The organism is Geodermatophilaceae bacterium NBWT11 (genome assembly GCA_014218215.1).
Taxonomy (GTDB): domain Bacteria; phylum Actinomycetota; class Actinomycetes; order Mycobacteriales; family Geodermatophilaceae; genus Klenkia.
Window position 1 is genome coordinate 4136802 of the sequence record CP043652.1, and the last position, 12345, is coordinate 4149146.

Annotated in this window: 13 protein-coding genes and 1 pseudogene; 11 read left to right on the plus strand and 3 right to left on the minus strand. The window is 72.6% G+C overall.

From position 1 onward, the window contains the following. Positions 1 to 22 precede the first annotated feature (22 nt). Genes F1C76_20095 through F1C76_20130 form a run of 8 tightly spaced genes read left to right on the plus strand, consistent with a single transcriptional unit; the run spans position 23 to position 6436 of the window. Positions 23 to 913 carry a branched-chain amino acid ABC transporter permease gene (locus tag F1C76_20095; protein ID QNG38540.1) on the plus strand — a complete coding sequence of 297 codons (891 nt, stop codon included), beginning with the start codon at positions 23 to 25 and terminating at the stop codon, positions 911 to 913. Beyond that, positions 910 to 1815, plus strand: a complete 906-nt coding sequence (locus F1C76_20100) for a branched-chain amino acid ABC transporter permease (protein QNG38541.1) — start codon at positions 910 to 912, stop codon at positions 1813 to 1815. Before F1C76_20095 ends, F1C76_20100 begins: the two co-directional genes overlap by 4 nt. Then, a complete protein-coding gene (locus F1C76_20105; protein QNG38542.1) occupies positions 1812 to 2555 on the plus strand; it encodes an ABC transporter ATP-binding protein in 744 nt (247 codons plus the stop codon). The genes F1C76_20100 and F1C76_20105 overlap by 4 nt, the downstream gene beginning before the upstream one ends. Next, positions 2552 to 3268: an ABC transporter ATP-binding protein gene (locus F1C76_20110; protein QNG38543.1), complete on the plus strand. Its 717-nt coding sequence runs from the start codon at positions 2552 to 2554 to the stop codon at positions 3266 to 3268. Before F1C76_20105 ends, F1C76_20110 begins: the two co-directional genes overlap by 4 nt. Continuing rightward, positions 3265 to 4041, plus strand: coding sequence for a GntR family transcriptional regulator (locus tag F1C76_20115; GenBank protein ID QNG38544.1), 777 nt, complete (start codon positions 3265 to 3267; stop codon positions 4039 to 4041). Before F1C76_20110 ends, F1C76_20115 begins: the two co-directional genes overlap by 4 nt. Before the next feature lie 47 nt (positions 4042 to 4088). Next, positions 4089 to 5147: an LLM class flavin-dependent oxidoreductase gene (locus tag F1C76_20120; GenBank protein QNG38545.1), complete on the plus strand. Its 1059-nt coding sequence runs from the start codon at positions 4089 to 4091 to the stop codon at positions 5145 to 5147. Between the two features lie 7 nt (positions 5148 to 5154). Next, on the plus strand, positions 5155 to 5793 hold the full coding sequence (locus F1C76_20125; GenBank protein ID QNG38546.1) for an enoyl-CoA hydratase/isomerase family protein: 639 nt from the start codon (positions 5155 to 5157) through the stop codon (positions 5791 to 5793). A 4-nt stretch (positions 5794 to 5797) separates the two neighbouring features. Then, the gene (locus F1C76_20130; GenBank protein ID QNG38547.1) at positions 5798 to 6436 is read left to right on the plus strand and encodes a TetR family transcriptional regulator; all 639 of its coding nucleotides are present in this window, start codon (positions 5798 to 5800) and stop codon (positions 6434 to 6436) included. Here the strand turns inward: F1C76_20130 and F1C76_20135 are convergent. Both F1C76_20135 and F1C76_20140 read right to left on the minus strand, forming a co-directional pair. After that, positions 6430 to 7206 carry a TetR/AcrR family transcriptional regulator gene (locus F1C76_20135; protein QNG39418.1) on the minus strand — a complete coding sequence of 259 codons (777 nt, stop codon included), beginning with the start codon at positions 7204 to 7206 and terminating at the stop codon, positions 6430 to 6432. The two genes, F1C76_20130 and F1C76_20135, sit on opposite strands and share 7 nt — an antisense overlap. Further along, positions 7059 to 7982, minus strand: a complete 924-nt coding sequence (locus tag F1C76_20140) for a citryl-CoA lyase (GenBank protein ID QNG38548.1) — start codon at positions 7980 to 7982, stop codon at positions 7059 to 7061. The genes F1C76_20135 and F1C76_20140 overlap by 148 nt, the downstream gene beginning before the upstream one ends. Here F1C76_20140 and F1C76_20145 point away from each other — a divergent pair. Beyond that, positions 7918 to 8952: a CoA ester lyase gene (locus tag F1C76_20145; GenBank protein ID QNG38549.1), complete on the plus strand. Its 1035-nt coding sequence runs from the start codon at positions 7918 to 7920 to the stop codon at positions 8950 to 8952. The two genes, F1C76_20140 and F1C76_20145, sit on opposite strands and share 65 nt — an antisense overlap. A 71-nt stretch (positions 8953 to 9023) precedes the next feature. Beyond that, positions 9024 to 9767: a PaaI family thioesterase gene (locus F1C76_20150; GenBank protein QNG38550.1), complete on the plus strand. Its 744-nt coding sequence runs from the start codon at positions 9024 to 9026 to the stop codon at positions 9765 to 9767. A 15-nt stretch (positions 9768 to 9782) separates the two neighbouring features. On the opposite strand, the pseudogene F1C76_20155 reads toward F1C76_20150, so the two are convergent. After that, positions 9783 to 11452: pseudogene (locus tag F1C76_20155) on the minus strand (AMP-binding protein). A 100-nt stretch (positions 11453 to 11552) separates the two neighbouring features. Here F1C76_20155 and F1C76_20160 point away from each other — a divergent pair. Continuing rightward, a complete protein-coding gene (locus F1C76_20160; protein ID QNG38551.1) occupies positions 11553 to 12338 on the plus strand; it encodes an enoyl-CoA hydratase/isomerase family protein in 786 nt (261 codons plus the stop codon). Positions 12339 to 12345: the final 7 nt, after the last annotated feature.

Consider the following 12345-nt stretch of genomic DNA (forward strand, 5'->3'; position numbering starts at 1 on the left):
GCGTTCGGCGGGGTGGTCTGACGTGGCCCAGAACCTGGTCAACGCCCTCTCGCTGGGTGCCATCTACGCCCTCTTCGCGATGGGCCTGAGCATCGCCTGGGCCGGTCTCAACGTGCTGAACCTGGCGCACGGGGCGATCTTCATGGTCGGCGCGCTCACCGCGTGGCTGATGACCGACTCCTTTCCCGGCGTCTCCTTCTTCCTGGTCCTGCCGGCGGCGGTCGTGGTGTGCGGGCTGATCGCCCTGCTGATGGAGCTGCTCGTCTTCCGGCCCATCCGTCAGCGCGCGGTCGACGAGCACCAACGCACGCTCACCACCGTCATCGCGACCGTGGCCACGGCCGCCCTCCTGGTGGCCGCCGCCGAGCAGCTCACCGGCGGGCAGCCCCGCGGCCTGCCCGAAGGGCTGTTCAGCGTGCAGACCTTCCGCATCGCCGGGGTCCAGGTCACCGACATCCAGCTGGTGATCATCGCGGTCGCCGTGCTCGCCTCGGCCGGCATCGCCTGGTTCCTGACCCGCAGCCGACAGGGCCGCGCGCTGCGGGCGCTGTCCTTCGACCGGGACACCGCCAAGCTCACCGGCGTCTCGGTCGACCGGCTCTCCGCCCTCACCATCACCGCCACGGGAGCGGTGGCCGGTCTGGCCGGCGTGCTGCTCGCCGTCCAGGTCAACGCCGTCGACGCCACCATGGGGGAGTCGCTCTTGTTCAAGGCCTTCGCGGTGATCATCATCGCCGGGGTCGGCAGCATCGGGGCCACGGTCCTGGCCGCGGTCGCCCTCGCCGTCATCGAGACCGCCGTCGTCGCCTACTGGGTCTCCGACCTGCGCGACGTCGTCGTCTTCGGACTGATCATCGCCTTCCTGCTCGTCCGCCCGCAGGGCATCGCCGGGCGGGGGTGGCAGCGCGCATGACCGAGTTCCTGGCGGCCAACGCGCCGCTGCTGCGCAGCATCTCCGTGCTCACCCTGCTCGGGTACAGCGTCCACGTGGCGCTGCGGTCCGGGGTGTTCTCCTTCGCGACCGTCGGCTTCTACGCCGTCAGTGGCTACCTGACGGCGAACCTGCTGGAGGACGGTCTGCACCGCTACCTGGTGCTGCTGGCCGTCCTCGTGGCCACCGCGGTCGTCGCGGTGCTGGTCACCCCGGTGCTCACCCGGCTCCGCTACCTCTACCTGGCCATGGCCACCCTGGCGCTCACGCTCTTCGTGCAGTCCCTGGCCCAGTCCTGGCCGACCTACACCGGTGGCGCCCAGGGGCTGTTCGGGATCCCCCGGGTGCTGCTCCAGGGGGAGATGTTCACCCTGGTCATCGGGGTCGTGGTGCTGGTCTGGCTGACCCAGCGCTCGGCGGCCGGCCGGTCGATCGCCGCGCTCCGGCACGACGAGGTGCTCTCGGCCTCGGTCGGGGTCGACGTCCGGGCCACCCAGGCGCGGGCGTTCGTGGCCAGCGCGGTGATCGCCGGGACGGCCGGGTTCGTGCAGACCTCGAGCTTCGGGGTCTTCGGTCCCACCGACATCAGCTTCGGCGTCGTCGTCTCCTCCCTGACGGTGCTCGTCGTGGGCGGCGCCCTGCACTGGGTGGGTCCGCTGCTGGGCGGGGTGCTGGTGGCGGCACTGCCGATCTACCTGTCCGCGGCCGGCTCCTGGAACCTGATCCTGCAGGCGGTGGTCGTGCTCGTCGTCGTGGTCTACCGCCCCGACGGGCTGGCCGGGTTGTTCTCCTGGGCCTCGCGCCGGGTGCGCCGCAGGAAGCCCCCGGCCGCAGCCACGTCCCCCGCGCCCAGCCCTGCCACGACCGAGGAGGTCACCCGATGAGCCGGCTGGAACTGGACGACGTCCGGGTGCACTTCGGCGGTGTCAAGGCCGTGGACGGGGTCAGCTTCGCGGTGGAGTCCGGCCAGCTGGTCGGCATGGTGGGGCCCAACGGCTCGGGCAAGAGCACCACCGTCAACGCCGTCACCCGCACCGCGGACCTCACGTCGGGCCGGATCACCTTCGACGGCGAGGACGTGTCCACGGTGCGTCCGCACGTGCTGCGACGGAAGGGCCTGGTGCGCACCTTCCAGGGCATCCGGCTGATCCCCGAGCTCAGCGTGCGGGACAACGTCCGGCTGGCCGCCGAACAGGACGGGAGCCGTCGCCGCTGGCGCGTCGGCCGGGGGGAGAAGTTGCCCTCCGACGCTGCGTGCGATGCGGCCCTGGAGCGCCTGGACCTGCTCGACGTCCGCGACGAGGCGCCGTCGGCGCTGCCGTACGGGACCCAGCGACGGGTGGAGATCGCACGCGCGCTGGCCACCGGACCGCGGCTGCTCTTGCTCGACGAACCGGTCGCGGGCATGAACCGCGCCGAACGGGAGGAGATCGCCGCCGTGCTCACCGACCTCAACTCCGACGGGCTGAGCATGCTCGTGATCGAGCACGACCTGCGGTTGCTGCTGGCCCTCAGCGACCACCTGGTGGTGCTGAACTTCGGGCGGCTGCTCGCCCAGGGGGAACCGGCCGCCACCGCGGCGCTGCCCGAGGTGCGCCAGGCCTACCTGGGGAGTGCGGCGTGACCGCCCTGGAGATCGTCGGTGCTGACGTCCACCACGGGGCGGTGCACGCCGTCCGGGGCGTCGACCTGCGGGTGGAGGACGGCGAGGTGGTGGTCGTCGTCGGCCCCAACGGGGCGGGAAAGAGCTCCCTGCTCAACGCGGTGAGCGGCCTGGTCCCGCTGACCGCCGGGCGGGTGCTGGCCGGCGGTGTGGACGTCACCGGTCAGCAGGCACACCGGATCGCCCGGTCCGGGTTGGTCCAGGTGCCCGAGGGTCGGCACGTCTTCGGTCCGCTCAGCGTCGAGGACAACCTCCTGCAGGGTGCCTACGGGGTGCGGTCCAAGGCGCGCACGGCCGAGCTGCTGGACCGGGTGCTGACCATGTTCCCGGTGCTGGCCGACCGGCGGAAGGGCGCGGCCGGGCTGCTCAGCGGCGGGGAGCAGCAGATGCTCGCCTTCGGTCGCGCCCTGATGGCCGACCCGACCACGCTCATGCTCGACGAGCCGTCCATGGGGTTGTCCCCGGCGCTGGTCGACCAGGTGGTCGAGGCCATCCGGGACATCGCCGCCCAGGGACTGTCGATCCTCATGGTCGAGCAGAACGCCGCGGCGGCGTTCGGGGTGGCCAGTCGGGCCTACGTGCTCGACCAGGGCTCGATCACCCTGACCGGTCCGGTCGAGCAGGTGGCCGACGACCCGAGGGTGGTCGAGGCGTTCCTGGGGATCGCACCGTGACGCCCCCGGCGGGCACGGCGGCGGTTCGCGGGTGGGATCCTCCTCCGACGGGGACGACGACGTCCGTGAGGTACGCCCAGGGGGAGGTCCCGGTGTCGGAGAAGAGCACGGTGGCCGAGGACGCCACCCTGTACGACCGGTTGCACGCCCAGATCGTGGACGGTCAGCTGGCCCCCGGGTCGGTACTGGTGGAGGGCACCCTCGCCCGTGAGTACGGCGTCAGCCGCACCCCGGTCCGGGAGGCGCTGAGCCGGCTCGGTCACGAGGGGCTCATCGAACGGCACGAGCGGGGCATGCGCGTCCGGGTGCTCCGGCCCGAGGACGTGCTGGAGATCTACGAGGTCCGGATCGCGCTCGAGGCAGCCGCCGCGCACGCTGCGGCCCTGCGTCGGACCGACCTGGACCTGGCCCGGCTGCGTCGGTCGGTCGGGGAGATGCAGGCCCTGGACGACGAGGACACCGACGGTCGACCCCGGCTGGCGCACGCGTTCCACTTCGGCATCTGGGCGGCCAGCCACAACCAGACGCTGCTGGAGACCCTGGAGGGCGTTCACCGGCGCGTGCTGGGCCTGGCCTCGACCACGCTGCACTACCCGGAGCGGTGGCGGGTGTTCCTGGCCGAGTCCGTGGAGCTGGTCGAGGCGGTCGAGGCCCGGGACGCCGACCGTGCCCGCGAGGCCTCGCAGCGCCAGATGACCAACGCCCGGGACTTCCGGGTGCAGCTCTACAGCTCGAGCACCGCCCTCGACGACGGCGGTCTGCCCTTCCTCTGAACCGGCACGGTGGGGTGCGCCCCGCCGGGTCGCGTCGTCGCTCGTCCATGTGTTTGTCAGCCAACAACAAGGAGCCACCGATGTCTTCTCCCCGTCCCCTCGAGGTCTACAGCTACCTCACCCCGACCGAACACGGCCCCACGCTGGCCGACGTCCAACGCAGCGTCGACGAGGTGGCCGGACTGGACCGGGTGCTGATCGGCTACCACAGCTTCGGTCCCGACGGCATCGTCCTGGGCTCCACCGCCCTGACCCACTCCGACCAGCTCAACGTGCTCATCGCGCACCGCCCGGGCGTCGTGCAGCCGACGGTGGCGGCACGTGAGCTGGCCACCATGAGCCTGGTGTCCGGCGGGCGGGTGGACGTGCACGTGATCAACGGCGGGGCGCCGGGGGACCAGTACCGCGAGGGCGACTACCTCGGCCACGACGACCGCTACCGCCGAGCCGACGAGTACGTCGACCTGCTGCGCCGCACCTGGACGGCCACCGAGCCCTGGTCGCACGAGGGCGAGTTCTACAAGGTCGAGGACGTCCGCCCCAACGAGATGCACGACCCGCAGATCCGGGTGCACATGGGTGGGGCCAGCGACGCAGCGCTGACGTTCGGCGCTGCCCGGGCCGACGTCTACATGCTGTGGGGCGAGCCGCTGGCCGAGGTCGGCCAGCGCATCCAGGCGATCGAGGAGAAGGCGGCGTCCTTCGGGCGTCCGCGCCCCCGGATCAGCCTGAGCCTGCGGCTCTACGTCGCCGACACCGACGAGCAGGCCTGGGCGACCGCCAAGGCCGACCCGGCCTACCAGAAGTACCTCGCCAAGGGCGCCGGTGTCACCGACCGCGACCACGCCCAGGACGCCGGCCGCAACCGCCAGCTCGCGGTCGCCCGCGCGGGGGAGGAGCACGACGACTGCCTCTGGATGGGCATCGTCGCCGCCCTGCACGGGCTGGGCAACGCCGCTGCCCTGGTCGGCACCGAGGACAGGGTCATGAAGACCCTCGCCGCCTACCGGGAGCTGGGGGTGGACACCTTCCTCGTCGCCGGGGACGGCGGGAACTGGCGTCCCGAGCTCGCGCCCACCGTCGAGCGCATGCGTCGCGAGCTCTGAGCGCGCCGTGAGCATGGTCGAGGTCGACGACCTGTCCGAGGGCGTCGCCCGGTTGACGCTGACGCGGGGGGCCAAGCGCAACGCGGTGAACTCCGAGCTGGCCGCGGACCTCCGGAGCGCCGTCGAGGCGATGGTCTCCTCCGGCGTTCGCTCCGCAGTGCTCGCCGCCGAGGGCCCGGCCTTCTGTGCCGGCGCCGACCTGAAGGAGCTGGAGACCAGCGGGCACGCCGTCGACGACGTGGTGGACGTGCTGTTGAGCTCCCCGGTCCACTGGGCCGCCGTGGTCCGGCGGCCGGCGTTCGGGGCCGGTCTGGCCATCCTCGCCGCGTGCCCGCTGGTGATCGCTTCGGAGGGGGCGACGTTCGGTCTGCCGGAGCTGCGGGCGGGGTTCTTCCCGTCGGCTCTGATGGCCGGCCAGACGGCGCTGGTCGGGGCCCGGGCCGCCTACGACCTCGCTTTCAGCGCCGAGCCGGTGGACGCGGCCCGGGCCCGGGAGATCGGACTGGTCACCGAGCTGTGTGCCGACGCCGAGGCCGACGCCCGCGCAGTGGAGCGGGCGGAGCAGGTCGCGGCCCGTCCGGCCGAGGCGGTCCGGGAGGGCGTCGCGCAGTGGCAGGCGCTGCTGCGTCCGCAGCTGCTGGGGTGAGCAGGTGAGCGGCCGGTCGTCGGGCCAGAACGGGCAGCAGGAGCGGTCGGACATGTCCACCCGCCGGCTCCTGCAGGCCGCGGTGGACCTGATCGCCGAGCGCGGGTACGAGCGCTCGACGCTGGTGGCCATCGGCGAGCGGGCCGGGTACAGCCGTGGCCTGGTGACCGGCCGGTTCGGGTCCAAGGAGAACCTGCTCTGGCACCTGCTGGAGCGGCACTTCATCCAGTGGAGCGAGGACCGGCTGGACCCCGAGTTGGACCAGCTCGACGTCCCCGCCGCGCTCACGCTGGTGCTGGAGCGGACCCGGCAGAACGTGCACACGGTGCCCACCCACATGCGGGCGCTCTACTCGATCCTGTTCGAGTCGTTGGTGCTGGTGCCCGAGATCCGTGAGCGGGTCGCCGACATGCACCGGCAGCACCGGGCGACGATCGAGCGCCTGCTCCGGCGCGGGATCGCCGAGGGGACGGTGTCGGCGTCGGTCGACACCGTCGCGCTGGCCGGCGTCTGGGTCGGCGCCTTCCGCGGCATCGCCTTCCAGTGGCTGCTCGACCCCGACCACTTCGACCTGGACGGTGCCCTGACGAGCATGGCGCAGGTGGTGACCGGGGCCCTGTCAGGCCCCATGCCGGATCACTGACCCTCGGGGGGAGCAACGGCGCGGCCGGCCAACCGCACGTGGTGGGCGACGACGGCGTGATGGTCGGCGTCGCCGGCCCACAGGTGGGCGGCGTTGCACATCGCCAGCAACGACCGGGCGGTGAGCGAGGGGTCCAGGTCGGGCGCGACGTCACCGGAGGACTGCCCGCGGAGCAGGAGGTCCACGAGCAGGCCCTCGTAGTCCCGGCGGAGGGCGAGGATCTCGGCCCGCAGCGCCGGTTGCCGTTCCAGGGTGGCAAAGCGCTGCGCGTACAGCGCAGACAGGGCGGCGTTGTCCAGCACGTGCCCGACGTGGGCGCCGACGAAGGCCGCGATCCCCGCTGCCGGGTCCAGCAGGCCCCTGAGCGCGGCGGTCGTGTGCGCGCGCAGCTGCTCGTGGTTGCGCCGGAGCACCCAGAACAGCAGGTCTTCACGGCTGTCCATGTACTGGTAGAGGCTGCCCTTGCGCATGCCGACCGCCTCGCCGACGTCCTGCACCGAGGTGGCGTCGTACCCCCGCTCGGCGAAGAGCCGGGCGGCGGCGTCGGTGATCTCGGCGATCCGGACCTCGCTGCGGTCCTCCCCGGCGCGCGGGCGGCCCCGCGGGCGGGGGGCGACCACCCTCAGACCGCCGGGGCCGGCGGCCCGGTGTACTCGACGTCCTCGCTGGAGACGTGCCGCCACTTGTTGCCCTGCTCCAGTTCCTCCACCACGTGTGCGGTGAGCCCCAGGCTGCGGGCCGACATCACCACCCCTCGCACCGCCGTCCAGGGGAAGCCCAGGTCCAGCAGGATGCCGGCGATCGCACCGGTGACGTTGGGCTGCCGCAGGGACTCGCGGCCGGTGGTGTCGGCCAGCACCGCGCCCAGGGTCGCCAGGGCGGTGCAGTACGTGGCGGCGACGCCGTGCTCGGTCGCGATGCGCAGCAGCTGGCGGGCCCGGGGGTCGCCGTCGGTGTGCTGGGGGTGACCGAATCCGGGGACCTGCTCGCGTCGGCTCTTCCGGTCCCGCACCAGGGTCGAGCAGGCCTCGCGGAGGGCGGCCTCGTCGTCGGTGGCCAACGACGTCAGCAGCTGCGCGACCTCCTCCCCGGAGCCGCCGTGCCAGTCGGCGATGCTCAACAGCGCGCCGGAGATGCTGGCCTGCACCGGGGTGCCGCAGGAGGCCAGGGTCCGGGCCACGATCGAGGACGGCGAGATCCCGTGGTCGGCCAGGCTGACCAGGATCGCCTCGAGCGTGGCGCGCTCGGGGGCGCTGGGCAGCGAGCCGCGGATGAGCAGGAACGCCATGTCGCTGTACGTCACCGACCCGACCAGCTCGCTGAGCCGGTGGCCGCGGACCACCACGTCGTCCACCTGCACCTCGGCGATGGCCGTCTTCCACGTCATGTCCGACACGAGGGGTCCTCCAGCTCGACAAGAAATACGAACAGCGTTTGGATACAACCACGACGAGCCCCCGACGACGTGGAGAACCGACCCCGTGCGCAGCCCCCGTGACTTCTTCCAGCCCCTCGCCGTCGGCGCCCCCGCGCCGCTGCGGACCATCCCCCCGGTCGCCTCCCGGATGATCCACTTCTTCGACCCCTCGAACGAGAAGATGGTCGCCAAGCTGCCCGGCCTCGCCCCGCGGGTCGACGTGCTCCTGGGCAACCTCGAGGACGCCGTCCAGGCCTCCCGGAAGGAGGCGGCCCGCGAGGGCCTGGTCCAGTTCGCCCGCACCGCCGACCTCGGGACGACGGCCCTGTGGTCGCGGGTCAACGCCCTGAACTCACCCTGGTTCCTCGATGACGTCACCCGGCTGGTGACCGAGGTGGGTGACCGGATCGACGTGCTGATGATCCCCAAGGTGGAGGGGCCCGAGGACATCCAGTTCGTCGACCGGCTGATCGCCCAGCTGGAGGCCAAGGCGGGCCTCACGCGCCCGGTGCTGGTGCACGCCATCCTGGAGACGGCACGGGGTGTGGCCAACGTCGAGGAGATCTGCATCGCGAGCCCCCGGCTGCAGGGCGTCTCACTGGGCCCGGCCGACCTGGCCGCCGACCGGCAGATGAAGACCACGGCGGTCGGTGGGGGGCATCCCGGCTACCTGGTGCGCACCGACGCCGTCGACGGTGACGTGCACGGCCGGCGGGCCACCGCGCAGCAGGACCTCTGGCACTACACGATCGCCCGGATGGTCGACGCCTGCCGGATGGCCGGCATCCACCCCTACTACGGGCCCTTCGGCGACATCGCCGACGTGGTGGCCTGCGAGGACCAGTTCCGCAACGCCTACGTGATGGGCTGCATCGGTGCCTGGAGCCTGCACCCGGTCCAGATCGAGGTCGCTCGCACCGTCTTCACCCCCGACGCCGACCAGGTCGCCTGGGCCCGCCGGGTCGTGGAGACCCTGGCCGACGGGACCGGTGCGTCGATGGTCGACGGGAAGATGCAGGACGACGCGTCCTACAAGCAGTGCCAGGCCATCCTGGCCTTCGCCGATCTGGTGGCGGAACGGGACGCGGCGACCGCGTGAGGCCGCCCCCGTCTGGCACCTCCGTCTCGCTGGTGCGCGGCGGGCCCGAACACCTCCTGGGCGTGGGTGTCGTGACGCAGCATGCCGACGAGTTCCGCGGCTCGATGCGCACCGGCCGGTGGACGACGACGCCGGACGGCAGCCCCTGCGCCGGCTCGCTGGGGGTCGTGGTCGACGACGTCCTCGGCTCCTGCGTGCTGATGTCCCGCCCGGCGGGCTCGTGGTCGGTGAGCACCGAGATCACCGTCGAACTGGTCGCGGACGTCCCCGGTGACGGGGCGGTGCTCACCGTCGCCGGTCGGGTCGTCGGCCGGGACTCCTCCGGCGGTCTGGCCCGTGGCGAGGTGCGCGACGGGGAGGGACGGAGCGTGGCGGTGGCCACCCAGCGGCAGCGGTTCGTCCCCGGGGACCCCAGCGCCGTCGCCGCCGCCGTCCCCGTGCCGGCGGCTGCGGATGACCCGGACCGCGACGCGCTCGCGGCCATCGGCGGCCGACTGCACCGGCACGGCGAGGACGGCGAGCTGGTGCTCCCGGGGTCGACCGACCTGGCGAACCCGGCGGGGAACCTGCACGGCGGGATCTCGCTGCTGGCCTCGGAACTGGTGGCCGGCGCCGTGCTCGGCGACCCGTCCTTCGTCACCTCGTCGGTGCACATCGTCTACCTGCGGCCGCTCAGCGTCTCCGCGGAGACGACCTTCGGGTCCGAGCTGGTGCACCGGGGGCGCACGCTGGGGATGGTGCGGGTCGTGGGCCGCAACGCCGCCGGGCGGGTGTGCACCATGGCCACGGTGACCCGCCATGCCCCTCGTGGCTGAGGCTGGGCGGGCCGCTCAGGACGGCACCGACGCGGCCTCGAGCTTGGCCGCGATGTCCCGACGCAGCAGGTGCTTCTGGATCTTGCCGGTCGCCGTCGTGGGCAGGGCGTCCAGCAGCTCGAGACGCTCCGGTGCCTTCTGCACGGCCACGTCGCGGTCGAGCAGGTACTGCTTGAGCGTCTCCAGGGACGGCGGATCGGCCGGGTCGGTCGGGACGACGTAGCAGCACACCCGCTCGCCCATCCGCTCGTCGGGCATGCCCACCGCCGCGGCCGCCCGGACACCCGGGTGCGCCGACAGCAGGTCCTCGATCTCGCGGACGCTGATGTTCATCCCGCCGCGGATGATGATGTCCTTCGTGCGCCCGGTGACCCGGACGAAGCCGTCGGCGTCCATCCGGCCCAGGTCACCGGACCGCGAGTAGCCGGCCGGGGTGTAGAGGGCGGTGGTCTCCTCGGGCTGGTGGAGGTAGCCCAGCATGTGGCTGGGGCCGAGGAAGGCGATGTCGCCCTCGTCGCCCACCGGGACCTCGGCACCCCGCCGTCCACGACCTGGATCGAGCTGCCGGGCACCGCGGAGCCGTCGGAAGTCAGTGACCGTTCCGGCGCGTCGTCGACGGTGCAGGTCGTGGTGCACAGGTTCTCGCTGCGGCCGTACAGGCTGAGCACGCGCATGTCGGGCAGGGCGGCGACGGCCCGTTCGACCACGGCGCTCGGGATGGGGGACCCAGCGCACACCCAGGCCCGCAGGGACGAGGCGTCGTGCACCTGGGGGTCGTAGGCGGCCACCAGCATCTGCAGGAACGTGGTCGCGGTGACCGACACGGTGCAACCGAAGCGGGCGATCTCCTCCAGTCCGCGGTTGGGCTCCCAGTCGGCCATCAGGTGCGTGCCGGCGCCGACGAGCAGGGGCAGCAGGACGCTGGTCACCAGGCCGGTCGTGTGGGTGACCGGTGACGGGCCGAACTGCACGTCGTCGGCGGTGTACCCGAAGCCGATGACGAGCTGGCGGGCCCCGGAGCAGTAGGTGTTGAACGTGTGCACGCAGCCCTTGGGGCGGGCGGTCGTGCCCGAGGTGTAGACGACGACGTACGGGTCGTCCGGGCCGACCCCCGGGCCGACCTCCTCGGCCAGCGCGGCCGGGTCGCCGGCGACGGTGACGTCCTCGAGGGACACGACGAGGTCCCCACCGGACGGGGTGTCGCCCCGGACCACGACGACGGTGTGCAGACCGGGGCTCGACGCAGCGAGCTCGGTGATCATCCCGAGGTGGTCGAAGCCCCGGAACGTCCCGGGGGTGACGACGGCGCTGACCTCGGCGTCGGCCAGCACGTGGCCCACCTCGTCGCCGCGGTAGATCGTCATGATCGGCACCATCACCGCCCCGATCCGGCTCAGCGCCGCCGCGACGACGACGAACTCCGCCCAGTTCGGCAGCTGGACGGCGACCCGGTCACCGGGACCGACCCCCCGCCGACGGAGCCCGGCAGCCACCCGGAGGGCGGCCTCGTCCAGCTCGGCGTAGGTCAGGGAGACGGTGCCGTCGGTGACGAAGGTGGCGGACCCACGGGCGGCGACCTGCTGCGCGAGGACGTCCGTGAAGGTGTCGTCGGTCCAGAACCCGGCGGCGCGGTGCTCCGCGATCTGGGTGTCGTCGTAGCGGTCGCTCACGCTGGGCATGTGCATGGATCGGTCCTCACGTCGCTGGGGGGCCAGTGCGCCGGGAGCATGTCACGATCGGTCGCGTAAGCGAAAGGTCTGGCCATAGGCCGAGCAGAGGAGAACCGTGTCCGACACCCTCGTCCAGTACGTCGTCGACGATCGGGGCGTGGCCCGGGTGGTGCTCGACGACCCCGCCACCCGCAACGCGCTCACCGATGCCCTGCTCGACCAGCTGCTCGCCCGGTTGGAGGAGGCGCGCCGCGACCCCGCCGTCCGGGTGGTCGTGCTGGCCTCGACGGGCACCCGGGTGTTCTCCAGCGGGGGAGACCTCAAGGCGTTCTCCAGCACCCGGACGCCGATCGACAAGTACGCCGGGCTGGACCGCTTCCCTCGGGTGTTCCGGCTGCTGCGCGACCTCGGCAAGCCCGTGGTGTGCGCCGCGGACGGCGACCTGTTGGCCGGCGCCTTCGGCCTGGCCCTGGCCTGCGACATGGTGGTCGCCCGCGCCGGGGTGCAGATGGGGTGCCCCGAGATCAACGTGGGCGTCTTCCCGTTCATGATCTCCGCGCTGATCTACCGCAGCGTGCCTCGGGCGAAGGCCAACGAGCTGATGATGACCGGTCGGCTGATGACCGCCGAGCAGGCGCAGGACCTGCACGTGGTCAACGCCGTGTGGCCGGTCGAGGACTTCGACGCCGAGCTGGACGCCTGGGTCGGACACATCGCCTCGCGGTCGCCCCTGCTGATGCGGCTGGGCAAGGAGGCGCTGGCGGCCACCCAGGACCTGCCGTTGGACGGCGCGCTGGCCCACCTGCAGGGCCAGTTGGCCCTCGCGTTGACCACCGAGGACGTCGTGGAGGGGGTCACCGCCCTGCGGGAGAAGCGGCCGCCGGAGTGGCGCGGCCGCTGACGGTTGT